The sequence below is a fragment of the Streptomyces sp. NPDC028368 genome (assembly GCF_055565615.1).
The window spans coordinates 344,034-367,234 of record NZ_JBVHTY010000005.1 but is presented as its reverse complement, the minus strand read 5'-3'; the positions used below and the strand labels follow the sequence as shown (position 1 = coordinate 367,234).

22 protein-coding genes are annotated in these 23,201 nt (G+C 70.6%); 10 read left to right on the top strand and 12 right to left on the bottom strand.

Going from position 1 to position 23,201, the window contains the following annotated elements:
• Positions 1-10 precede the first annotated feature (10 nt).
• The gene (sbnA, locus tag ACZ4S3_RS14515) at positions 11-994 is read right to left on the bottom strand and encodes a 2,3-diaminopropionate biosynthesis protein SbnA (RefSeq protein ID WP_467932051.1); all 984 of its coding nucleotides are present in this window, start codon (positions 992-994) and stop codon (positions 11-13) included.
• A 768-nt stretch (positions 995-1,762) separates the two neighbouring features.
• Here sbnA and ACZ4S3_RS14510 point away from each other — a divergent pair.
• Positions 1,763-2,107 (top strand): hypothetical protein, encoded by a 345-nt coding sequence (locus ACZ4S3_RS14510; protein WP_467932525.1) that lies wholly within the window; start codon positions 1,763-1,765, stop codon positions 2,105-2,107.
• Between the two features lie 158 nt (positions 2,108-2,265).
• Here ACZ4S3_RS14510 and ACZ4S3_RS14505 read toward each other — a convergent pair whose 3' ends face one another.
• Both ACZ4S3_RS14505 and ACZ4S3_RS14500 read right to left on the bottom strand, forming a co-directional pair.
• On the bottom strand, positions 2,266-3,108 hold the full coding sequence (locus tag ACZ4S3_RS14505) for a DUF4190 domain-containing protein (protein ID WP_467932050.1): 843 nt from the start codon (positions 3,106-3,108) through the stop codon (positions 2,266-2,268).
• 164 nt (positions 3,109-3,272) lie between these two features.
• A complete protein-coding gene (locus ACZ4S3_RS14500; RefSeq protein ID WP_467932049.1) occupies positions 3,273-4,796 on the bottom strand; it encodes a chitinase in 1,524 nt (507 codons plus the stop codon).
• 534 nt (positions 4,797-5,330) lie between these two features.
• On the opposite strand from ACZ4S3_RS14500, the gene ACZ4S3_RS14495 reads away from it, so the two are divergent.
• Entirely contained in the window at positions 5,331-6,278 is a 948-nt protein-coding gene (locus ACZ4S3_RS14495; protein WP_467932048.1) for an SCO2400 family protein, read from the top strand.
• Positions 6,279-6,416: 138 nt separating this feature from the next.
• Here ACZ4S3_RS14495 and ACZ4S3_RS14490 read toward each other — a convergent pair whose 3' ends face one another.
• Entirely contained in the window at positions 6,417-6,926 is a 510-nt protein-coding gene (locus ACZ4S3_RS14490; protein ID WP_467932047.1) for a VOC family protein, read from the bottom strand.
• Positions 6,927-7,176: 250 nt separating this feature from the next.
• Positions 7,177-7,704 (bottom strand): DUF5994 family protein, encoded by a 528-nt coding sequence (locus ACZ4S3_RS14485; protein ID WP_467932046.1) that lies wholly within the window; start codon positions 7,702-7,704, stop codon positions 7,177-7,179.
• Between the two features lie 334 nt (positions 7,705-8,038).
• On the opposite strand from ACZ4S3_RS14485, the gene ACZ4S3_RS14480 reads away from it, so the two are divergent.
• The 5 genes from ACZ4S3_RS14480 to ACZ4S3_RS14460 all read left to right on the top strand — a co-directional run bounded on the left by ACZ4S3_RS14480 (position 8,039) and on the right by ACZ4S3_RS14460 (position 11,839).
• The gene (locus ACZ4S3_RS14480; protein ID WP_467932045.1) at positions 8,039-8,620 is read left to right on the top strand and encodes a DUF5994 family protein; all 582 of its coding nucleotides are present in this window, start codon (positions 8,039-8,041) and stop codon (positions 8,618-8,620) included.
• Between the two features lie 262 nt (positions 8,621-8,882).
• Positions 8,883-9,164, top strand: a complete 282-nt coding sequence (locus ACZ4S3_RS14475; RefSeq protein WP_467932521.1) for a hypothetical protein — start codon at positions 8,883-8,885, stop codon at positions 9,162-9,164.
• 56 nt (positions 9,165-9,220) lie between these two features.
• Positions 9,221-9,493 (top strand): hypothetical protein, encoded by a 273-nt coding sequence (locus ACZ4S3_RS14470; protein WP_467932044.1) that lies wholly within the window; start codon positions 9,221-9,223, stop codon positions 9,491-9,493.
• 394 nt (positions 9,494-9,887) lie between these two features.
• Entirely contained in the window at positions 9,888-10,961 is a 1,074-nt protein-coding gene (locus ACZ4S3_RS14465; RefSeq protein WP_467932043.1) for an HpcH/HpaI aldolase/citrate lyase family protein, read from the top strand.
• Between the two features lie 5 nt (positions 10,962-10,966).
• Positions 10,967-11,839, top strand: a complete 873-nt coding sequence (locus tag ACZ4S3_RS14460; protein WP_467932042.1) for an HpcH/HpaI aldolase/citrate lyase family protein — start codon at positions 10,967-10,969, stop codon at positions 11,837-11,839.
• Positions 11,840-11,883: 44 nt separating this feature from the next.
• Here ACZ4S3_RS14460 and ACZ4S3_RS14455 read toward each other — a convergent pair whose 3' ends face one another.
• From ACZ4S3_RS14455 to ACZ4S3_RS14440, 4 genes are all read right to left on the bottom strand, one after another.
• Positions 11,884-12,999: a CapA family protein gene (locus ACZ4S3_RS14455; RefSeq protein ID WP_467932041.1), complete on the bottom strand. Its 1,116-nt coding sequence runs from the start codon at positions 12,997-12,999 to the stop codon at positions 11,884-11,886.
• A 9-nt stretch (positions 13,000-13,008) separates the two neighbouring features.
• Positions 13,009-13,716 carry a response regulator gene (locus ACZ4S3_RS14450; protein ID WP_467932040.1) on the bottom strand — a complete coding sequence of 236 codons (708 nt, stop codon included), beginning with the start codon at positions 13,714-13,716 and terminating at the stop codon, positions 13,009-13,011.
• Between the two features lie 70 nt (positions 13,717-13,786).
• Positions 13,787-14,470, bottom strand: coding sequence for a hypothetical protein (locus ACZ4S3_RS14445; protein WP_467932039.1), 684 nt, complete (start codon positions 14,468-14,470; stop codon positions 13,787-13,789).
• Between the two features lie 48 nt (positions 14,471-14,518).
• On the bottom strand, positions 14,519-15,760 hold the full coding sequence (locus ACZ4S3_RS14440) for a sensor histidine kinase (protein ID WP_467932038.1): 1,242 nt from the start codon (positions 15,758-15,760) through the stop codon (positions 14,519-14,521).
• Between the two features lie 349 nt (positions 15,761-16,109).
• Here ACZ4S3_RS14440 and ACZ4S3_RS14435 point away from each other — a divergent pair, with 349 nt between their 5' ends.
• Both ACZ4S3_RS14435 and ACZ4S3_RS14430 read left to right on the top strand, forming a co-directional pair.
• The gene (locus ACZ4S3_RS14435; RefSeq protein WP_467932037.1) at positions 16,110-17,624 is read left to right on the top strand and encodes a nitrilase-related carbon-nitrogen hydrolase; all 1,515 of its coding nucleotides are present in this window, start codon (positions 16,110-16,112) and stop codon (positions 17,622-17,624) included.
• An 82-nt stretch (positions 17,625-17,706) separates the two neighbouring features.
• The gene (locus ACZ4S3_RS14430; protein WP_467932036.1) at positions 17,707-18,495 is read left to right on the top strand and encodes an MBL fold metallo-hydrolase; all 789 of its coding nucleotides are present in this window, start codon (positions 17,707-17,709) and stop codon (positions 18,493-18,495) included.
• Positions 18,496-18,525: 30 nt separating this feature from the next.
• Here ACZ4S3_RS14430 and ACZ4S3_RS14425 read toward each other — a convergent pair whose 3' ends face one another.
• Complete coding sequence (locus ACZ4S3_RS14425; RefSeq protein WP_467932035.1) at positions 18,526-20,052, bottom strand: protein kinase domain-containing protein; 1,527 nt, start codon at positions 20,050-20,052, stop codon at positions 18,526-18,528.
• 278 nt (positions 20,053-20,330) lie between these two features.
• Between ACZ4S3_RS14425 and ACZ4S3_RS14420 the strand changes: the two genes are divergently transcribed.
• Entirely contained in the window at positions 20,331-21,224 is an 894-nt protein-coding gene (locus ACZ4S3_RS14420) for a D-alanyl-D-alanine carboxypeptidase family protein (protein ID WP_467932034.1), read from the top strand.
• 90 nt (positions 21,225-21,314) lie between these two features.
• On the opposite strand, the gene ACZ4S3_RS14415 is transcribed toward ACZ4S3_RS14420, so the two are convergent.
• A complete protein-coding gene (locus ACZ4S3_RS14415; RefSeq protein ID WP_467932033.1) occupies positions 21,315-22,061 on the bottom strand; it encodes a PP2C family protein-serine/threonine phosphatase in 747 nt (248 codons plus the stop codon).
• The gene (locus ACZ4S3_RS14410; RefSeq protein ID WP_467932517.1) at positions 22,061-23,191 is read right to left on the bottom strand and encodes a site-2 protease family protein; all 1,131 of its coding nucleotides are present in this window, start codon (positions 23,189-23,191) and stop codon (positions 22,061-22,063) included. The genes ACZ4S3_RS14415 and ACZ4S3_RS14410 overlap by 1 nt, the downstream gene beginning before the upstream one ends.
• Between the last annotated feature and the right edge of the window lie 10 nt (positions 23,192-23,201).

Here is a 23,201-nt window from a genome sequence, read left to right as displayed (position 1 = left end):
ACACCTCTCCTCAGGCGCCGGCCTGAGAAATTTCTGAGATTTCCGGGTACATAAGTTCTGGCCATCGGTCGGCCACCCAGGAGTCGTCGTAGATCGTCTCCAGATAGCGCTCACCGAAGTCCGGCGAGACGGCTACCACGACGCTTCCCTCGGGAATCTCCTTGGCCTTTTCGCGGACCGCGGAGAGCACCGTCCCGCTGGATCCGCCAAGCAGCAGCCCGCGTTCTTCGGCAAGCGTTCTGCACATTTCCACGGCGTCCGCTTCGGAGATGAAGATGACCTCGTCGATTTTTTCCTCGTCGAGGATTTCCGGGCGTCTGCTGGTGCCGAGTCCCGGGATATGGCGCCGGGCCGGCGGGCCGCCGAAGGAAACGGAGCCGACCGAATCGACGGCGATGATCCGGGTGGCCGGGCTGTGCTGCCGGAAGAATTCCGCACAACCCATCAGCGTGCCGGTCGTGCCGGCCCCGATGAAGGCGTAGTCGACATGCCCGATCTCGTCGAGGATGGATCGGCCGGTGCGGTCGCGGTGCACCTGCGGACCGGCCGGGTTCGCGTACTGGTTCAGCCAGTACGTGTCCGGCTCGCGGACCAGGCGTTCACCGATGTAGTTGATACGGGACTGCAGGTAGCCGCCGTTGCCGTCGCGGACGTCGATCATGACGACCTCGGCTCCGAGCGCCTTCATGAGGCGCACCGACTGGGCGTTGGCGTTGGGGTCCGTCACACACGTGAGGCGGTAGCCTTTGGCCGCGCAGACCATGGCGAGAGCTACGCCGAGGTTTCCCGACGTCGATTCGATGAGGCGGGTACGCGGGAATTCGCGGCCCGATTCCTCGGCCTGGGCCACCAGAGCGATGGCCGTCTTGAGCTTTACCGAGCCTGCCGGATTGAGGCCCTCGAGTTTAAGGAAGACGGAGCTTCCGGGTACTAGGTGATCGACTCGGATGAACAAGTCATCCAGCACCAGATCATAAACTTCTTCCGCTATCACTGGAACCCAACGCTCTTGAGTGCGGGAATGCAGAAATTTGGCGTACGCCGAAATGCGAGGGCCCATGGGTTTAATGACTGCACCTGGCCGTGCGCAGAAATGCAGAAGAGCTGACGTTCCCCCGTTCGCCGCCTAAGTGCCCCCGTACCGCGGCTACAGCATCATCACATATGTCCGGACCGCCAGTCCAGGACATTTTTTGGTTTCGAATTGAACATTCCGAATGGAATTCAACATTCCCCCAAAAATGCTATCCGGAATACCGTCCCTCTTTTTCCTGTGGAAAGCGCTCAGCGCTCCGCCGAAGAGCCGGCGAACGGCCCTTGGGGCGCCCGGTCACGGCTGCGTTGGGACGTGGTGCCGGGCAGCGGACTCCGGACTGCCGGCTGTGGGCAGCGGGCAGCGGTCGTGATGCGGCGGTGGCGGGGTGTCGCGGCGACGCGGCGACCGTGGTCTTCCAGCCAACAACGCTGGAGATGTTCACCGTCTTGACGGTGGTGTGCGTACCGGTGCCCGCCCTACGGAACGGGCCCTTGACCGGCCGGCGCCGGGCCGCCGCAGCGCTCATAGCGCTGAACCGGGTTGCGTGCATGCGGCGTTCGGACCGGTCCGCGTAGGGCACTCCGCGAAATGGGGACACCGGCACCCGCGGCAAATCCCGAGGCGCGAGTCAAGATCCGAAAACCGATATGAAATCGCAGGTTTGACATTGGTTTCGCGCATTCGCGCGAGGCAAGCAAGGAGGGCATGAACAGTCCCCATGAACCCATGCCCGTAAACGACACCTACAGCCCCTATGGCCCCAACCCGGACGCCCCCAGGCGTAATCGGGACGGCGCCGGTGCAAACCGGGCAGCGTTGATAATCCACACGATCGCGGACATCGCCGCAGCTTTTCTCGCGCTGTGGATCCTGCTCTACCTGCTCGAGGCCAACGAGGGAAATGCCTTCGTCGGCTTTGTCCACGGTATGGCCGACTGGCTCGCCGGCTGGTCCCAGGACATCTTCACCATGAAGGTCGAAGGTCTGCGGATTTTCCTCAATTACGGTCTACCCGCCGTGATTTACCTTCTGCTCGGTCATGGGATCGCTGCTCGGGTGCGCCGCCTCTGACCGAATGCACGTCGAGTGCGGCAGGTATGCCGGTGAGGTCCGCGACCAGATCACACAGATACGTCGCGGACCTCACCTCGCAGCGTCGTCGGTCATTCCGCTCCGGCAAGCCGGGGCGGCGCCTGGATCCGCCCAGACCCTGATCCACCGGACAGGCCCTAGCCCGCCGGGCCGATCCAGATGGCGTCCTCGTGCCGGGTGTCGGGGGCGACCTCCAGCTGGACCTCCTTGGCGCCCTTCGGGGAGACGGAGTAGGTGAACCGGCTCACCGCCTGCTTGCCGGGCAGCAGCTTGCCGGAGAACGGCTCGGTCGCGCCGCCGCCGTCGAAGATGCTTCCCGCCGACACGCCATCGGCGTCCCGTACGGTCGGCAGCGCGCTGATGATGTCGATCGGCTTCTTGCTGCCGTTGACGATCGTGACCTTCCACTGGACCGCCAGATCGCCCTTCTCGTGACCGACGGCGAAGCCGCCCAGTTCGTACGGCGCGGGCTTGCCGATGGTGACCGTGATTCCGTCCTCGTACTTCCGCGGCTCGCCGAACCGCAACGGCTTGTCGGCGTCCGGGGCCGAGGGGGCGGCGGAGGGGGCGTGCCTGTTGCGGAACTCGTCCCTGGCTTTGTCGGCGGCGTGCTTCACGAGCAGCACGGTGAGAATCAGGCCGGCGATCGCCAGCACCAGCGTGAGGCCGCCCAGGATCGTGCCGGCGAGGGCCATCGCCTTGTGCGCGGCCAGGCCCTTGCGGGCCCGGCTGTGGCCGACCAGGCCGAAGATCAGGGCGAGCACACCGAGGAGGCCCGATATCCAGAACAGGAACGGGACGAGACCGAGGACCGTGCCGATGATGCCGATGGTCAGCGAGGCGACGCCAAGGCCATTGCCCACCTGGTGGGGGGCCGGAGGAATCGGCCCCGGGTAGTCGAACCGCGGCCGGTCGAGCACAGGCCCGTCGGGCGGCGGGGCCCAGGGGTCCGGGCTGGGGGTGTGTTCGGGCATCGTCATGCGCAGTCCTTCGAAAGAACTCTTGGACAGATCACCCTAACAAGCCCTTTACTGTTCCTTTACTTTGCGGTCAAGTTCCGGCGTACGTACGGCTTCACGGGCGACGGGCGCAGCCGGGCCGGACTTCGGTACGGCGGGCTCGCCGGCCGTACTCCTCGTCCTCCTCAGCAGGCACCGAGGTCCTGCCAGACGCCCCACTCGCCGGTGGTGCCGGGCTCCTCGCCCGTCGTCCACCACTTGGCCTTCCAGTTGTGGCCCTTGTGCGAGACCTCCTGGCCGCCGGTGTAGACCGTGCCGGTGGCCCAAGAGGCGGCCGTGCACTGGTTGCCGTTCCCGCCGGTGACGGTCAGGGCGTAGGTCGTGGTGTGAGTGCCGGCGGCGCCCGAACCCGTGACGCTGACCCGGTACGTGCCCGAGGCTGCCGCGGAGGTCGTGGCAAGGCTGAGCGTCGAGGAGCCGCCCGCCGTCACCGAGGCGGGGCTGAGTGAGGCGGTGACACCCGCGGGGACCCCGCTGACGGCAAGGTTCACCGTCTGCGCCTCCCCTGCCGTCACCGCGGTCCGCACCGTGGTGGTGGCCGAGCCGCCCGCGGCCACCGACCCGGACGCGGGGGTGGCCGTCACCGAGAAATCGTTCGCCGGGGCCGTGCCGCCGCTGGTGAAGGGCGCGAAGGCATGGGTGAAATCCCAGGTGTTCTGCTGAATGCCGGAGCAGTTGTCCGCGGCCGGACCTCCGGGGCATCCGCCGTTGTCCCGCTGAAGCGCCCAGAACGAGAGGGTGTTGATGCCCTTGGACACCGCCCAGTCGTAGACCTGGGCGGCGTTGGCCAGGGTGAAGGTCTCGGCCGGGCCGAAGTCGTCGACCCCTGGCATCTCGGTGATGCCGATCATGCCCCACACCTGGGCGGAGGTCCGGTCCGGGTAGAGCTGGGCGAGCTGGTCGTGCAGCCCCTGGGCCGCGGTCCGGGTGTCGTCGGCCATGTTGTGGGTGGCGTTGTCGTAGTAGTCGAACGTCATGATGTTCGCGACGTCCACCCGCGCGCCGTTGCTCACCGCGTTCTTCAGAACGGCGAGCCCACTGGCGGCGAGGCCTTGGGTCGTGGTCGGCAGCGTGTAGGAGACCTCGAGCTTGCGCCCGTTGGCCGCCGCCCAGTCCTGGACCTGCTTGATGGCCTTGTTCCGCCGGTCGATACCAGTGGCGTTGTCCAGCGAGTCGACCTCGACGTCCATGTCGAGCCGCGCGACGTCGTACGTCGTGATGACCTTCTCGTACGCGGCGACGATCTGGCTGACGTCCGTACAGCTGTCGGCGATCTCGGTACCGGTGGTGTCCGCGCTGTAGCCGCCGAACGAGGGGATGACGTCTCCGCCGTTCGCCTGGATGGTCTTGATGTCGTCGCCGAATGCGGCAGGGGAGATCGGCAGCCCGCTGTCGCCGTTCCAGTACGGCGTGCAGGAGCCCTTGGCGGCTGTCTGGATGAACGCCATCGTCAGGTGCTTCGCGCCGGACCGGGCGGCCAGCGCGGCGGGGCTCTCGCCGGTCCATGACTCGAAGAAGGGGGCGAAGACGTGGGCCGGCAGGGACGTTGCCGCCTGTGCGGTGCCACCGCCCACGACGGTCAGACCGGCCGCGGCCACGGCCGTGACGGCTGCGGTGAGGACGGCCCGGAGGGAGCGCATGCGTCTCATGTCTGTCCAGGTTGTGAGGAGGGTGAGGAGACGGACGGGAGGAGGGTCGCGAGGAGGAGGGCGGGAGAGGAGGGCGGGTGCCGCCAATTGCCCTTGTGCGCAGCGGTGTTGGGTATGGGATAGCCCCGTGGTCAGGGCATGTCAATGGACTGGACCAAATGAGGACTAGACCAATATGCGCCGGGGGCCGCCACGCTCCTGCCCGGCGCACGCACGGCGGGATGGACCACTGCCACACGCGACTCCCCGCCTGCGCCGGATACCGGCACCTGGACCCGCCGACCTTCGGCCGCCCCTCCGGAGGGGCGCGTAGATCAGAAAGTGGGGCGCCAAGTCCAGCCCCGCATCCCGGCATTCGTCGGGACATGTCCGGAGTAGGCGAGGCATCACCAAGAAATCTCCACGGAAGCATCACGAGCTCTGCGCGCTGCCTTCGGCCAGTGCCGTTAGCGTGACTGGCCGCTCGATCCCGCGTGCGAACGCGAAAACGCCGCCGGCACCCCTGGCGGCGCAGTCAGCACAGAAAGATCGCAGATGGACTACTGCTTGTCGTGCCGCCGGAGTCTCAACGGGGCACTCGTATGCCCCGGGTGCGGCGATTACGCACCGGACATAGCCCCGCCCGCCCACCGTCACCACACCGCGGCGCCCGCTGCCGCGACGATGTGGGATGCCTGGCGCGCGGAGGAAGCGCAGGAAACCGCCGCGTCGGCGCCCCACCACGGCACCCGGCACGCCGAAACCGCGCCGATCGCCGAGACCGCGCCGATCGCCGAGACCGCGCCGATGGCCGAGGCCGCGTCGATGACCAGCGGCGTGTTCGACGACGTACCGGCGGGCACCTCTGGCGCCGACGCGTCCAGCGGCTTCGAAGGCGCCGCGGCCACCGGCCAGGGCCGGGCGGCTCGGCGTCGGCAGCTGGCGCGTTGGAAGAAGCACCGCCGCCGGGCCACGGCCGCGACGGCCTTTGCCCTTGCCGGCGGTGCCCTGACCGTCGCTCTGATGCCGAACAAGGCTTCCACCACCCAGACGCAGGCGGCCGCGGCGCCGGAGCCGGAGACCGCGGCCACGCCCGGGACGGAGGCCACAGACGCGGCATCGGAGCACTCGGACTCCCGGGCTTCGCGGCATCCCGGCGCTCGCCCGTCCATGGCCACCGGCCGGCAGCAGAACACCTCCGCTGCCACGCCTGCCCATGCCGCGACGAGCCCGCAGTCGAAGTCCGCCACCCCGGCCCGCCCCCTCGCGGCCCACCCTGGCGCGGCGCCGCACACGACGTCCCGGCCGGCCAGGAGTGCGCACGTAGACCACGCCGCCGGCTCGGCACCAGCGGCGGCGGCAGCACCGGAGACGACCGCCCCCGCCTCCAGCGGACACTCCGACGCCGGCACGTCTCCGGCGAGCCCCGCGCCGACGACGCCGTCAGCCGATCCGACATCGCCAACGCACCTGTGTGTGTTGGGACTTGTGTGCGTGGGTTGATGGCTCCGCTGTCCTCGTCCGCCGGCCTCCGCATGCGCTGACCGGCTCCGGCGAACAGCCCCGGGCCGGCGGCCCGGGGCTGTTCGCTGTCCGGGGCCCGCTCGCCGGCCCGAGGCCGGGAGCGGCCGGTCACCGTGCTCATGCGCCCTGGCGGCTGCTGAGTTCCCGGTCGAGTGAGGTCTGGACGTACCGCATGGCTTCGGCCTGCGCCGGTTCCTGGGCCAGGGGCCACATGTCCTCGGGCGGGACGTCTTTCACATGGGTCTGGATCCACCAGACGTTGCCCCAGGCGTCCCGCACCCGCCCCACCCGGTCGCCGAAGAAGAGCTCCGTCATCTCCGTCACCGCGGTGGCGCCGGCCGCAAGTGCCCGCCGGTGGACGGCGTCCCCGTCCGCCACGTACAGCCGCAGGAAGGCGGGCGTGGGCGGCCAGGTGTCCTTCGCTTCGAACAGCATGACCAGCGAGTCGCCTATACGGACTTCCGCGTGCCCGATCGTGCCGTCCTCGTTGTGGACCCGGGCCTCCTCGACCGCGCCGAACGCCGCCACCAGGAAGTCGATCAGCTTGCCCGTGTCCCGGGCGATGACCCACGGCGTGACGGTCCGCAGACCGGACGGAACGGGCTGCACCTCGCGGTTCGTGTTCATCCCTCTCCTCACTCTCCTTCTCGGCCCTTCTCGGCGTGTCCCCGCCTGCGACGGCCGGCCCGAAACCGAACGGCAGCAGCAGTGACGCTCACGCTAAGCCCGCTATAGGACAGGTTCGGTCCTATAGCGGCGGCGGATCCTACCCGGGTGCGCGGTGAGGCGATGCGGGGATGCGGGGATGCGGGGATGCGGGGCGAAACGTACATCAGCGGCGACGTGGCACAGCCCGGAATCGGGCGACAGGAGGCCGTCAGGCCGAATCGGTGCGCTCCTGGCCGGTCCTGGCGTCTGCCGTGGAGCTCGGGCGCGGTGGATTGGTGCCGGTGTCGATGAGGATCTGTTGGGCCTGGGTGACGTTGTCGGCCTCGACAGCTCTGGCCATCGCGGCCCGCGCCGCATCGGGCGTGGCCTCTGGCGGGACCACCAGCAGCGCGAAGTGATCCCGGTCGCCGCGGGTGATGAGGACCGTGTCGTCACCGACCGGGAACGAGTCGATGTGCACGACCCGGTCGTCGATGACCAGCCGGGTGGGGAGCTCCTCCCAGGCACTCGCGTCCAGGCCGACGCGCGTGATGGGACCGAGATGCTCGGTCAACGTGGTGATCAGGGCGGGCAGCTCGGCGCCGATGTCGCGGGACCGCGGCCACCACGCGCCGTCGAGAATTCCCTCGCGGGACCGGGTCGTCTCGAGCCGCAGGAGAGCCGTGCCGGGCTTCACGGCCTGCTGGACCGCTTCCGGCAGGAGCCTGGGGAGGTGCGGGGTGTCGGAGTCGGCCATACGGTTCGTGCCCGTCCGCGGGTTCTGTGCACCCGCTGTACGCCCCCGTGGTGACATCGGCGTGCTGCCGCTGTGCGAGGTGTCCTCGGTAGCTTCACCGTACTCCGCGGGCCGGCCCTCCGCGGGTCGGCATGCGGCCTGTTCCGCAGGGCCGGCAAAGGGTCCACGTACCGGGAAAATGCCTGGTCACGCCGGGGTTGATGGGCCTTGGACCGGAGTAGGCTGAAAAGACCGGGAGTATTTCGCACACCGGCTCCGCTGCGGGTGTCATTTCCGGCGAGCAATAACACCGGGCAGTTGTCGACGAAGACGGGCCCGGGGGCAGGCGCACGCCATGACCGTGACCATCGACCGCACGACAGCAATTCATGAGCGCGCCCCCTCGCCATCGGCCGCCCGCTTGTCGCTGACACCGGCGGGCGCACCGCCGGGTCTTCTGGACGGCGCCTGGTGGCCGCGCTCCTCCGACCTCTTCCGCGAGCTGCCCGCCCTGACGGATGCGCTGGACAAGCGCTGGGGCCGGATCACGCATGTCACGGTGAACCCGGCGCACTGGCCCGTGATCCCCCGCAGCGTGCCGGTCAACGGCCATACGGTGCACGTGGGTTGGTTCGCGGCCGAGCAGGACCCGCACAAGCTGATCCTGCTCTCCTACACCGTCGGCCGCTGGGACCTGCTGGTGGTCCCACCGGAAACCGATCCGGCCGCCGCCGCGCGGCTGATGGCCGCCGCAGCCGTCCCGGGGAGCCTCCTGACCGCCGGCATGCTGATGGCCAACGAGGGCATGGCGCGCGACGTACGGGAGACGCGCGGCGGGGAGGAGACGTGGGAGTCCGAAGGCGGGGCTGCGTCCGCCGGGGCCGGGGACCTGGCCGGGGAACCGATCGGGGTCGCGGGCTCCGTCCGAAGGGGGTGAGGACGTGGAAACCGTCATCACCGTGGCCGTGATCATCGCCATGATCCTTGCCGGGATGTACCTGATCCTTCTGCTCAATGCCCAGCACGACGCCCGGATCGCCGCCTTCACCTTCGACGACGCCCTGCCAGGACCGGCCTTGGAGGCCGCGGGCGTCAGCGGCCTGCCCAGGACCTGGGGCCCGGGGCGTGACACCACCGGACCACGTCGGCCGCGCCGCATCCGCCGCGGTGCCGCACCACGCCCTGGTCAGGAGGCCACCATGGAATCCGCGCAGACCACGGAACCTGCGGCAGGACTGCCCGCGGCCGGGCGCGCCGAGGTACGTATCGTCGCCGCATCGCCCGAGACCGCCCGCCACGTCGCGGAAACCCTCCGCCGCTGCTACGCCACCACCGAACAGCGCAGCTACCCCGCGGGCAGCGACGGCGCCACCCGCCTCCACTTCACCGTGGACGCCACCCGCCCGGCCCGGCCCGCGCGGTCATGGCTGGCGTCCGGCCGGTCATCCGGGGACAACGGACCGCAGACGGACGAGATCTGAGCCGCCGTGCCTTCGTGGACGGGCCGCGCGGACGCCGAGCAGAAAGGGCGGGAGTCATGGCAACACTCCGCGAGCGGAAGACCTACCGCGAGAAGGTGATGGAGGCGCTCTACGAGGCCACGGAAGGCAACCGCCTGCTGGGAGTCACCGGCACGAAGCTGCGCGACGATCTCGCGATCGACGAACAGGACCTGGCCGCCGCCTGTACTTATCTGGTGGGCGAGGACCTGATCGCGGTCGACTGGGCGGCAGGCAATACACCCGCCATGGTCACGCTGACCCACCGCGGCCTTCGCCAGATGGAGGCCGAAGAGGAGGAGGGTGGCTGACACAGCGCCCGGACCGTTCCGGGCCACCGAGTGGCCTTCACCCCGAAAAGTACGGTATGCCGGAACGGTCCCTGTGAAGCTACCCTTGAGGTGGGTCCGCGCACTCTCACGTGCAACGACCCGGAAGGGCGGCCCCGGTGTGAAGATGCCGGGGCCGTTGTCATGGCCGCAGGCCGCAGGCCCGGGTGCGACTCGCAGGCGGGGCAGGAACCCCGCGCCGCGCAGGCCCGCGCGACCGGCCCGGCGACGAGGCGACACCCCTCGCCGTCCGTGATCAACGGCACACATACTGCCCGGTAACGTCGGCCCGCCGCGCGCCTAGAGTGAGGGCCCGATGGCCACCGCCGGATGCCCGTCGGAGGCCTGCACCCCTCGATCCGACCAGGGAGACTGCATGCGCTCTCCGAAGGACTTCTTCCGCCCGTTGGCCGTCGGTGCGCCGACGCCGGTGCGGGAAGTGCCGTTCCTGCCGTCCCGGATGATCCACTTCTTCGACCCGGGCAACGCGAAGATGGCGGCGAAGGTGCCGTCCATCGCCCCCACTGTTGACGTACTGCTCGGCAATCTGGAAGACGCGGTCGCCGCGGACCGCAAGGAAGCCGCCCGGTCCGGTCTGGTGGAGATCGCCAAGGCCACCGACTTCGGCGCCACGCAGCTGTGGACGCGGATCAACAGTCTCGACTCGCCGTGGGCGCTGGACGATCTGTTGACGCTGGTCACCGAGATCGGCGACAAGCTGGACGTGATCATGGTGCCGAAGGTGGAGGGCGCCGAGGACATCCACTACGTCGACCGGCTGCTCGCCCAGCTGGAGGCGAAGGCCGGCATCCAGCGGCCGATCCTGGTGCACGCCATTCTGGAGACCGCCTCCGGCGTCGCCAACGTGGAGGAGATCGCCGGCGCCAGCCCCCGGATGCAGGGCATCTCGCTGGGCCCCGCCGACCTGGCGGCGAGCCGCCGGATGAAGACGACCCGAGTGGGCGGCGGCCACCCCGGATATCTCGTCCGCGAGGACCCGCACACCGAGCACCCGGACGCGCCGCGGGCCACCTACCAGCAGGATCTGTGGCACTACACGATCGCGCGCATGGTCGACGCCTGCGCGGCGCACGGGATCCTGCCGTACTACGGGCCGTTCGGCGACATCAAGGACACCACCGCCTGCGAGGACCAGTTCCGTAACGCCTTCCTGCTCGGCTGCGTCGGCGCGTGGAGCCTGCATCCGGTGCAGATCGGCATCGCGAAGAAGGTCTTCTCGCCCGCACCCGCCGAGGTCGCCTGGGCCCGCCGGGTCATCGCGGCGATGGGCGACGGCACCGGCGCGGTGATGATCGACGGCAAGATGCAGGACGACGCCACGTACAAGCAGTGCCAGGTGGTCGCCGAACTCGCGGACGCGCTCGCCGCCCGCGACCCCGAGCTGCGTGACGCCTACGCGGCGGCCGAGTCCCGGCAGAACGAGGAGTAGCTCCCATGTCCGATGCGATCCTGCGGCCGCGCCGTTCCGTGCTCTACATGCCGGGCGCCAATGAACGTGCCCTGGAAAAGGCCAAGTCCCTGCCCGCCGACGCGCTCATCCTCGACCTGGAGGACGCCGTCGCCCCCGACGCGAAGGCCGACGCCCGCAAGCGGGTCGCCGCCGCGGCGGCCTCGGGGGAGTACGGCTACCGCGAGGTGACGATCCGGGTCAACGGGCCCGGCACCGCCTGGCACGCCGACGACTTGCGGGCCGCCGCCGAGGCAGGCCCGGACGCGGTCGTCGTGCCCAAGGTGGAGTCCGCCGCGACCGTACGGGAGGTGGAGCGGGCGCTGGAGGCGGCCGGCGCCCCGGACCGTACGGCGATCTGGGCGATGGTCGAGACGCCGCGGGCGATGCTGGACGCCCGTGCGGTGGCCGGCGCGAGCGAACGGCTCACCGTGCTGGTGATGGGCACCAACGACCTGGCCAAGGAGCTGCACGCCGAACACGTCCCCGGCCGGGCGCCGCTGCTGACCGGGCTGTCGCTGGCACTGCTGGCGGCCCGCGAGTCCGGCAAGGCGATCCTGGACGGCGTCTACAACGACGTGCGGGATGCGGCGGGGTTCGAGGCCGAGTGCGTCCAGGGGCGGCAGTTCGGCTTCGACGGCAAGACGCTCATCCACCCGTCGCAGGTCGCCCCCTGCAACCAGGTGTTCGCCCCGTCAGAAGCCGAGACCGAGCGGGCGCAAAGGATCATCGACGCGTTCGACCTGGCCACCCGTGAAGGGCGCGGAGTCGTCACCGTCGACGGCCGGCTGATCGAGAACCTGCACGTCGAGGACGCCCGCCGGATCCTCGCCCTGGCCGCCGCGGTCGCCGGGCGCTAGCCGGCCCCGCACCACACGCGGCCGCGGAGCCCCTCGCCGTCCGGTCAGGGCGAGGGGCGGAGGATGAGCGGGCCCTGCGGCGCGGAGGCGACGCACGGGCAAAAGCCGCGGCCGATCCGGTCGAGGACCGCCCGCAGCCACCGGACGTCCGCGGGTGCGGCGTGCCGCAGGCGCATCCGCCAGGCCTGCAGGGGGATCACGCGCAGCTCGTGGAGCGCTCCGGTGTCCGGCTCCAGCGAGGCGAGGTAGAGGGGGCGCAGGTCGTCCCGGTAGTGCTCGTAGCCGGTGATGCCCTCGTAGTCGTCGATGAAGTCACCGCAGCCGTGGAGGATGAGCTTCCCCCGGTAGGCCTCCAGAGGGCGGGGGTGGTGCGAGGAATGCCCGTGCACGACATCCACCCCGCCGTCGATGAGCGCATGGGCGAAGACAACCTGCTCGGGGGATACGGCGTAGCCCCAGTTGGAACCCCAGTGGACCGAGGCCACCGCCACATCGCCCGGCCGCTTCACCTGCCGTATCCGCGCGGCCATCGCGGCCGCCTCCGCAACCGAGGGCCCGGCCATGAAGTGCACCCCGCCATGGCTTGCGGTCGCGGCCCAGGTGCGCGGGATCCCGCTGGACGCCATGCCGAAGGAGAAGACCAGGACCCGGCGGCCGCCGCCCACGGGCACGACCGCCGGACGCATCGCCGCCTCGGCGTCCCCGCCCGCCCCTGCCGTCCGCAGCCCCGCGGCCGCCAGGGCGTCGAGCGTCTGGGCCAGTCCGGGGTGGCCGAAGTCCAGGACGTGATTGTTGGCCAGTACACAGACGTCGGGGCGGCCGGCGGCCAGGCAGGGCAGGTTCGCGGGGTTCATCCGGTAGTGAATTCCCTGACCGGGTGCGAAGGTGTCGTGCCGGGTGACACCGGTCTCCAGATTCACCACACGGGCGTCGGGCGCCGCTTCGTCGAGCGCCTCCAGTGCGTCCCCCCACGGCCAGGTGAAGTCGACCGGGCGGGGTATGGGGCCGCTCGCCGCCTCGGCCAGTTCGACGTAGACGCGGGCGTCGTGGACGTAGCCCTCGCGCAGCGTCGGGTCTCCGGGATACGGCAGGATCTGGTCGACACCGCGGCCGAGCATCACATCGCCGCAGAGGAACACCGTGACCAAGTCACTGCCCATTCCTCCAGGTTAAAGCCGTCTCTCCGGACCGGCACCGAGCAGCCCCGCCTCGTGGGCGAGGACGGCGGCCTGGACACGGTTGTCCAGGCCGAGGCGGGTGAGGATGCGGTTGACCCGGCTCTTGACGTTGGCCTGGGTCAGCCCGAGGTCGTCGGCGATCTGGAGGTTGGACCGCCCTCGGGCGACCAGTACGAGAACCTGCAGTTCGCGTTCGGTGAGCACGTCGAGGAGCTTGTCGCGGCCGGCCTGCGGGCGGGGCGCGCCGGGCACCAGCCCCGCCGGCAGTGCGGTGAAGGCGCCGATGAGCCGCTGTGTGACGCTCGGGGCGAGCATGGCCTCCCCCTCGGCGACGACGCGGAGGGCATGGGCGAGTTGGTCGGGCGGACTGTTTTTCAGCAGGAAGCCGCAGGCGCCCGCGCGCAGGGCCGCGTGCACATATTCGTCCAGGTCGAAGGTGGTCAGGACGAGGATGCGCGGTGGCGGTCCGGGATGGGGCCATCCGGTGAGGATGCGGCGGGTGGCCTCGACACCGGTCATGCCGGGCATCCGGACGTCCATGACCACGACGTCGGGGCGCAGCTCGCCCGCCATGGCGACAGCCTGCTCGCCGTCGGCGGCAGTGCCGACGACGGTGAAGTCCTCGCGGCGGTCGATGACGGCGCGCAGCGCGTCCCGCACCATCTCCTGGTCGTCGACGATGAGCACACGCGTGGTCACGAGGGCACCTTTCCCGGAGTCTCCCCGCATCTCTCCGTGGCTCGCGGGGTCGGCCATGGCCCCGTCCCGGTCACTCCTGGGGCAGCGTCGCGTCGGCCTTGTGCCCGGCCTCGACCTGTTCGATCCGCTGGGCGAACATCCTTGCCCCCTGGGTGAGCATCGGCTCGGCCTCGCCGCCCTCCACGAAGGTGGTGGCGACCACCGTGCCGACCCGCATGGTGAGGTACTCGCCCTGCAGCCCGCCCCCCTCCTTCGTGTAGGCCCGGCTCTCGTTGCCGATGGCGGGCTTGGACAGTGCAGGGTTCTTGGCGACCTTGGCGAGCTCGGCCTTCAGCCCGTCCTTGGCGTCCTGCCTGCTACCGAAGGCCGTGATCTCGAAGTTGACATAGTGCGTATGGGCGTCCAGGGCGAACTTGTCGTGGCCGAACCACTTTCCCTTGCACTGCTGCGGACTCGGGCAGTCGAGGTGCCCGTCCGCGGTGCCGACGTCGCCACTGACGCCCTGCAGGCCGCCCATCGCACGGATGTCGGGCAGAGCCTGTTTGACCTGCGCCTTCTCGCTGAGCACCGTGGCGGAATCCGGCACGGCGGACGGTGTCTTGGACGATGCGCCGCCGGTTGTCCCGGCGGACCCGCCGGAGCCTCCCCCGGATTGGCCGCCGCCACCGCAGGCCGTGAGGGTGGCGCACAGCGCGCCGGTCGCGGCAGCCATGGCCGGTGCGGTGCGCCAGGTGGGCCCGGTCGTCGGTATCAAGGCTCGTCTCCCCCGATGGCTGATCAACTCGTCCGCCAGATCATAGAGTTACCCGGCTTCCGGGGCCCGCTGGTCGCCGTTCGCCTGGGGAAGGGTGGCGCGCACCTGCCAGCCGCCGCGTGGGTGCGGGCCGGTGTGCAGGGTGCCGTCGAAGGCCGCGACGCGTTCGCGGAGGCCGATCAGACCGCGTCCGGCGCCGGGTACGGGCCGGTGGCCGGACGGGGCACCCGCACGAAGCGCGGGGGACGGCGGGCCGTTCTCGACCTCGATGGTCAGCGCCGCGGCGCCCTGGCGCACGGCGATCAGCACATCGGTGGGGCCGGCGTGCTTCAGGACGTTGGTCAGTGCCTCCTGCACGATGCGGTAGGCCGATATCTGCAGCGCGGGCGCCATCGCGCCGATCGGCTCGTCCAGCGTCGCGGTCACCCGGCAGCCGGCCGCCTCGACCGCGCCGATGAGCCGGTCGAGGTGCCGAAGGGACGGCTCCGGTGCGAGGTCCTCCTGCCGGGCGGTGAGCAGGCCCAGTATCCGGCGCATCTCGATGAGCGCGGTGTCGGCGGTCTCCGCGATGCGCACCACCCCCTTCAGCCCGCTCCGCGGATCATCCTGGAGCACCTCTTGGGTGGACCGCGCCTGTACGGCGATGGCGCTCACGTGGTGAGCGACCACGTCATGGAGATCGCGGGCGATGCGGGCCCGTTCGGCGACGACGGCCTGCCGCGCGTTGATTTCCTGTTCGGCGCGGAGACGGTCGTTGAGGTCGCGCAGCCGGCCGGCCTGGATGCCGATCCGCCGCCGCCCGTACCCCAGGAGCCAGGCGAGCCCGTAGAAGGCGACGAAGGTCGTCGCGGTGATCGGCTCCAGCGATCCGGGCTGCGGCGGCCCGGACCGGCCGCTCAGCAGATCCGTCGCCACCGCCGCGGTGAGCGACAGCGCGGCCCCCGGCGCACTCGTCGCCACCGGGGTGCAGCGGGCGAGCGCGTACACCGCGAAGATCAGCAAGTAGGGCCCCGGCGTCTTCCCGGGAACCGGATCGAGCGCCTCGAACGCGACGAAGGCGACGGTCATGGCTCCCAGGACCGCGCGGGGGTGACGGCTGCGCAGGCAGAGCGGAAGGGTCTGCAGCGCCCACAGCACCACACCGGCCGGGCTCGGTGCCGGGTCCCTGGCCGCCAGCGTCACCACGTCGAATGCGGTCAGGCCGCCGCCGAGCGCGAGGTCGGTCAGCCATGGCCGGGCGGCGAACCGGCGCTGTGCGCCGCGCAGGACTTCCTTCGGGTGTGTGGTCATCTCAGGCCGCCACGCTAGCGACCCGCGAGAGCGAGGTGATCCTCCTCTGGGGCCTGTCGTCAAACTCCCGTCGTTCGCCCGAAGGGCGGGCCCCGCGGCGCCTGGTGCGTGCGATCGCAAGGCGGAGGGTCGCCCCGATACTGGGCGTATCGGGACGAGCCCGACAACGCAGCGAGCGTGCGTGCCAGGCGTCGCGGGGCAGGCGGGAGTTTGACGACAGGCCCCAGGACGCATCGATAGTTGCGCGGCACCGCGGGGGATCGGCAATCAGGACGACGGATCGTGCGCGCGTCCGCTCCTAACGTCGGTCCCGACCACCATCGCCGCACCGAAGGGACCGATGAACACGATGGCCAACGACAGGCCCCCGACGCCGACTTGGCTGCGGTACGTACTGCTGGCGCTCGGCACCACGGCGCACCTCTTCGCCGTCGGCGGCCGCTGGGACATCGCCCCCGCGGCATGGATCTTCCCGGTTCTCCTGCTGCGCTTCACCCGCACCGGCCGCGCCTGGCCGGGCGCGCTGTGGGTCTGGCTCGCCCACACCGCCGCGGCAGCCTTCTGGCTCTTCGAGTCGGCGATGGGGTTCAGCCTCCTCACCCTCGCGGGAGCCGCCGCCCTCAGCGCGCTGCTGACGCTGCCGTTCCTCCTCGACCGGCTGCTGGTCGGCCGGTTGCGTCCGTGGATGTCGATGGCGGTCTTCCCGGCGGCGGTCGCCGGAGCCGAATTCCTCATCACGCTGCTGTCGCCGTTCGGCACCGCCTACGGCGCACTGGCCGTCACGCAGTACGGGGACCTGCCCCTGCTGCAGGTCATCTCGGTCACCGGCGCGTACGGCATCGGATTCCTGATCGCCTGGTGCGCCGCTGTGGTCAACCGGGCCTGGGAGACGGCCTCGTGGCGGGCGGCGCGCCGCGGCATCCTCACGTACGCGGCCGCACTGCTGGCCGTCCTCCTGGGCGGCGGGGCACGACTGGCTTTCCTCCCCTCCGAGGCACCGACGGTGCGGATCGCCGGCGTCACCGCCGACGCGTCGCTGATCCGCGCCCAGAAAGCGGCGATCGCGCGGATACCCGGCGGGCGTCGCGACCTCGCCGCCGCCTCTCCCGAGGAGGTCGAACCGGCCATGACGGCCGTGCGCAACGGCCTGCTGGCCGCTACCCGGCGGGAGGCCGCGGCCGGGGCGAAGATCGTGGTCTGGCCCGAGGAGGCGGTCAAGACCCTGGCGGCGAATGAAGCCGCCACCATCGCCGCGGCACGGGACCAGGCCCGCAGGTCCGGCATCTACCTGGAGATCGGCGTCGAGGTGTACAGCACGACCGCACCGGCGTACGGCCGCGACGAGACGCTCCTCATCGACCCCCGCGGAAAGGTGCTCTGGACGTATCAGAAGGCCCACCCCATCCCCGGCTCGGAGCCCTTCACCCCGGGGGACGGCCACGTCCCCGTCGTGGACACCCCGTACGGCCGCCTCGCGAACGTCATCTGCTACGACGCCGACTTCCCCGACATGATGCGCGTCCGCGCCGACATCATGCTCGTCCCGGCCCACGACTGGCGGGAGTACGGGCGCGCCCACACCCAGAAGGCCGCGCTCCGTGCCCTCGAGGGCGGATACGCGGTGGTGCGCCAGGACTCGGAGGGTGTGTCGGCCGCCTTCGACAACCAGGGCCATGTCCTCGCCACCACGGACTACTTCACCACCGGCCAACAGACGACGGTGGCCTATGTGCCGACGCGGGGTGTCACCACGCTCTACGACCGGATCGGCGACGGCTTCGCCTGGCTCTGCCTCGCCAGCGTCGTCGCACTCGGCGCCGTCGGCCTGACCGGGAATACCCGCCCGCGCCGCCGCCTTGAGTGATCACAGGGAGCACAGGTACCCGCCCGAGGGACCACAGGTCCCTGCACGTGATCACCGCACCGTCATCAGGCGAAAGGCAGCCATGAGCGAGTCGATTCCGGCCGGGACACCGGCCGTCCGCTATCTCGGAGGGCCCACGGCTGTCCTGGACATCGCAGGCGTCCGGCTGCTGACCGACCCCACCTTCGACCCGCCCGGCGACTACCCGATCGGCGAGCGGAAGCTGGTCAAGACCGCCGGCCCGGCTCTCGAACCGGCCGCGCTCGGGCCGATCGACGTGGTGCTGCTCTCGCACGACCAGCACCCGGACAACCTCGACCAAGCCGGGCGGGCCTACCTCGCCGATGCGCCCCTGGTGCTGTCCACCGCCTCCGCGCAGCGGCGACTCGGCGGGACGGTGCGGGCGCTGGCCAACTGGGAAGAGGTCGAGCTGCCGCGCCCGGACGGCTCGGCGCTGCGGGTCACGGGTGTGCCCGCCCAGCACGGACCGGACGGCTCCGAGCATCTGGTCGGCGAGGTCACCGGGTTCGTGCTGTCCGGCGACGGGGTGCCGACCGTCTATGTCAGCGGCGACAACGCCTCGTTGGAGGTGGTCCGTGCGGTCGCCCGGCGGTTCGGGGCGATCGATGTGGCGCTGCTGTTCGCCGGCGGCGCGCAGACCCCGCTGGTCGGCGACGCCTACCTCACACTGCCGAGCGATCAGGCCGCGGAGGCGGCACGGATCCTGGGCGCCCGGCAGGTCATCCCGCTGCACTTCGAGCACTGGGGGCACTTCACCCAAGGCGCCGGCACGCTCGTCGAGGCCTTCGAACGCGCCGGCCTCGCCTCCCGGTTGCGCCTGCTGAAGCCGGGTGAACAGACCGTGGTGTGAGCGGTCCGAGCGGTCGGCCCGCGTCAGGTGTCAGGCAGCGGACCGGGAGTGGGGCCGGCTGCCGGAATGCGGCTCGGCGAGGCGGCCGGCCGAGGGGACGCGGATACGTGCCTTGAGCACCTGGGCGCCGACGGCGAGGGTGACCCCCAGGACCAGCACGTAGAAGACGCCGATCTTGTGCAGATCGTCGAGGAAGAACCAGACGGAGGTCAGGGCGGTGAACCAGAACGCCACCAGCGCGAACCCGCCCGAGCGGGTGTCCCGGTAGCCGGCGGCGAGGCACAGTGCGGCGACGATGCCCAGGACCAGGGCGATGATGACGAAGCGGGTGTCCCAGCCGACGTAGCCGCGGGCGAGCTCGGACCACGCCGCCACGGCCTCCGCCACCGGTCCCCAGGCCACCGCGCACGCGAGCCGCGCCGACCACAGCAGCAGCACCGCCCCGGCAGCGGCGGCGCCCAGGGCGACGCGGTTGAACTGGCCGATCTCGATCATGTCGGTCCGGGAGATCATCAGCGACAGGAAGCAGCCGAGCAGCGCGACCGCGCCTTCGGCCGTCGGCTGGAACACCACGCGGGCCGGCCGACGGCCCGCGGACTGCGGCGGCTGCGGCGACTGCGCCTGCCGCGCGGAGCCCGGCGACGGCGGGAAGGTGGCCGCCTCCGGGGCGGGCGCCTCGGCCCGGGAGTCGAGGGTGGTGGGTGTGCGGACGGGGGCGGCCGGCACGGGGCGGGCGGCCGCGCCGAGTGCCGCCTTCATCGCGGAGGCGTCCGCGAAGCGGTCCGCCCGGTCCTTGTGCAGCGCCTTGACGATCAACGCGTCCACGGCAGGCGGCAGCTGGGGACGGAGCTGGGAGGGCGGCAGCGGTTCCGCGGCCAGGTGCTGGTGCATGACGGAGAACGGTGAGTCCCCGGTGTACGGGGGTCGCCCCGTCAGCAGCTCGTAGAGCAGACAGCCCACGGCGTACAGGTCGGTGCGGTGATCGGTCTCGTGGCCGTTGATCTGCTCGGGGGCCAGATAGGCGGGGGTGCCCACCGCCACTCCCGTACCGGTCAGCCGGGTGGCCACCTCGCTGAGCGCCTTGGCGATGCCGAAGTCGACGACCTTGACCGTGCCCGTACCGGTGAGCATGACGTTCGCGGGCTTGATGTCGCGGTGCACGATGGCATGCCGGTGGCTGTGCTCCAGGGCCTCGAGCACCTGGCCCGCGATGTCGACGGCCTGCGCCACCGGCAGCGCGCCGTCGCGCAGGACATGGCTGAGGGTCCGGCCCTCCACGTACTCCATCACCAGGTACGGCTCGGTGCCGGCGCCCCCGTCGTCCTCGCCCACGTCGTGAACGGTGGCCACGCCGGGGTGGTTGAGCGCGGCGGCAGCGTGTGCCTCGCGCTGGAACCGGGTGAGGAACTCGGGCTGCAGCGCCAGCTCGGCGGAGAGGGTCTTCACGGCGACGGTACGGCGCAACCGGTGGTCGACGGCCCGGAACACCGTGCCCATACCGCCCTGCCCGAGCTGCTCCACCAGCTCGTACCGCTCCCCCAATATTCTGTGCTCCACCGGATTCCTCCACGGACCGTCAACGTCAACACGCCGGAAGACGAACGGGAGCCCGTAGGGGTTCCCCCATCGCTGGTGGCAAGGGATCTGCGGCACCGGGGCAGGGCGTCTGCGGCGCCGGGGGCAAGGCCGGAATACCGGGTTCCGCACCGGCCGGACCGGCCCCGTATCCGCAAAAAAATCTCCGCAGCGGGCGCATCCATCGGGCCGCCTCAGGCGTCTCATGAGCAAGCGGCATTCCCATGTGACCGCACTGCAGGGGTATTTGGAGTATTCGATTGAAAATCCGCATTAAGGGCATTCGTCGCGCTTCCGCGGTAGCCGTCACCGCAGGAGCCGTCCTCACGGCCGGGGCACTCGCCGCTCCGGCGCAGGCCGCCACGCTCGCGGCCCCCACGATCACCGCCCAGGGCGGTTTCGTGATGAACAACGGCACCGGGAAAACCCTTTTCACCAAGGCCGCGGACACCCGTCGTTCGACCGGTTCCACCACCAAGATCATGACGGCTCGGGTGGTGCTCGCGCAGAAGAACCTCAACCTGGATTCCCAGGTCACGGTTCAGAAGGCGTACAGCGACTACATCGTCAACAACAACTGGGCCTCGTCGGCCAAGCTGATCGTCGGCGACAAGGTCTCCGTCCGTCAGCTGCTGTACGGGCTGATGCTCCCGTCCGGCTGTGACGCGGCCTACGCACTGGCCGACAAGTTCGGCAGCGGTTCCACCCGGGACGCCCGGGTGAAGTCGTTCATCGGCCAGATGAACTCCACCGCCAAGAGCCTCGGCCTGACCAACACGCACTTCGACTCGTTCGACGGCATAGGGAAGGGTTCGAACTACTCCACGCCGCGCGACCTGACGAAGCTCGCGAGCAGCGCGATGAAGTACTCCACGTTCCGTACGGTCGTGAAGACGAAGTCGACGAAGCAGAAGGTCACCACCAAGAGCGGTGGCTACCGCTACATGGAGTGGTCCAACACCAACACCCTGCTCGGCAGCTACTCCGGCACCATCGGAGTCAAGACCGGCTCGGGCCCGGAGGCCAAGTACTGCCTGGTCTTCGCCGCCACCCGCAACGGCAAGACGGTCATCGGCACGGTCCTCGCCGACTCCTCGGTGGCCGCCCGCACGACGTCCGCCAAGAAGCTGATGGATTACGGCTTCAAGAAGTAATCCGGCGGACCTGAACGGGCGAAGGGCCCGTCCCCGGCGCGATGCCGGGGACGGGCCCTTTCGTTTGCCGCCGAAACCGGCCCGCGCCGGTCACTCCCCGACCTCGATCAACGCCAGCGTGATGTTGTCCGGGCCGCCCGCCTCGATCGCGGCCTTCCACAGTTCGAATGCGGCCTTGCCGTTGTTGTGGTCGTGGGTCTGCAACAGGTCGTCGAGGATGTCCTCCGGTACCGGGTCGGTCAGGCCGTCGGTGCAGGCCAGGTACCGGTCGGAGGGGGAAAGGGGCGAGGCGGCGATGTGGGGGACGACGGGGGTGAAGTGGGGGGCGCCGCCCAGGGACTGGGTGATGAGGGAGGTGGTGCGGTGGCCCGGAAGGAGGGGCGGGCTGTCGTCGGTGGTCAGCTGGCGGAGGCCGGACGAGGTGGCGTTGAAGACCTTGCTGTCGCCGACGTTGAAGGCGAGGAGGGACTCCGGCAGGACGATGACGCCGGCGACGGTGGTCCCCATGGCGGTGAGGGCCGGATCGCGGCCCGCGGCGGCATAGACGGCGTGGTTGCAGACGTTCAGGGCGTCCCGTAGCGCTTCCTCGGAGTTCAGGGCCGGGCCGACGGTGGCCAGTTGACGGACGGTCAGTTCACTGGCCACCTCGCCGCCGGGCTGACCGCCGATGCCGTCGGCGACCGCGATGACGAGCGGATGGCCGAGCGGGAAGACCAGGGTCTGCGGGCTCTCGGTGACCGTGCCGCACAGCGTCCAGGGGCCGGCCACCAGACTGTCCTCGTTGTGGTCGCGGATCAGTCCGGTGTGACTGAGGGCGGTCACCGTGACGTACCGCATCACGGGCTCCCACCGCCGAGTGTGTGCCGCCGCATCAGCCGGGAGATGTCCTTCCCGGTGACGATGCCCACCAGCTGCCCCGCGTCGACGACGAGGATGCGCATGCCGGTGCGCAGGCTGATGCGGTCGAGGGCCTCGCTCAGCAGCTCTTCCGGGGTGGCGACCGCGCACTGGGAGAGGGGGACCGCCACGTCCCGTACGCGCAGACTCTCGCGGCCGGCTGCCGGCACCGTCGCCAGCCGGCGGATCTGCACGATTCCGCTGGGGCGGCCGTCGAAGTCGAGCAGGGGGAGGGAGGAGTGGTGGGAGGGCACGGCGACCTCGTCGATGAAGTGCTGGACGGTGAGCCAGTCGGCGCCGGTGGTGACGGGGCTGGTCATGGCCTCGGATACGCGTACTCCGCGCAGTGCGGTGTGGAGGGTGGCGTGCCGGCGCTCCGCACCGGCGACCACCATCACGAAGAGGCCGATGAAGACGAGCCAGAGGCCGATCGGCGCCCCGCGCAGAAGGAAGAACCAGCCGGCGGCCGCCATCAGCACTCCGGTCACCTGGCCGCTCCGGGAGGCGGTCAGATCGGCGCGCTCCCGGTCTCCCGTACGCCACCACAGCAGTGCCTGCACCACCCGTCCGCCGTCGAGCGGCACGGCGGGCAGCAGATTGAAGACGCCGAGGAAGAGGTTGGCCCAGCCGAGCCACAGCAGGACGACGGCGGGGACGGCCGCCCAGCCGGAGAGCGCGTGCAGCCCGATGCCCGCCCCGAGGGCGGCGCCGCCGATGACCAGGCTGGTGAGCGGGCCGCTGACCGCCACCAGGAAGGCCGCCGCGGCCGTCGTGGGCCGCCCCATCCGCGTCATACCGCCCAGCGCCCACAGCGTCACGTCCTCGACCGAGATCTGCTTCCGCCGGGCCGTGGCGGCGTGTGCCGTCTCGTGGAGGACCAGGCTGCCCATCAGCAGCGCGGCCCCCGCGACGCCGGCGAGGGCGTAGACGGCGGGCGAGCGTCCCGGGGTCCATACGGGCAGGGTCTGGCGGCCGAGTCCGTACGCGAACAGGACCACCAGCAGCGGCACGCTCCAGTGCATCCGCAGTGGTACGCCGACCACCCGGCCGAGACGGATCGAGCCGTTCATCGCCATCACT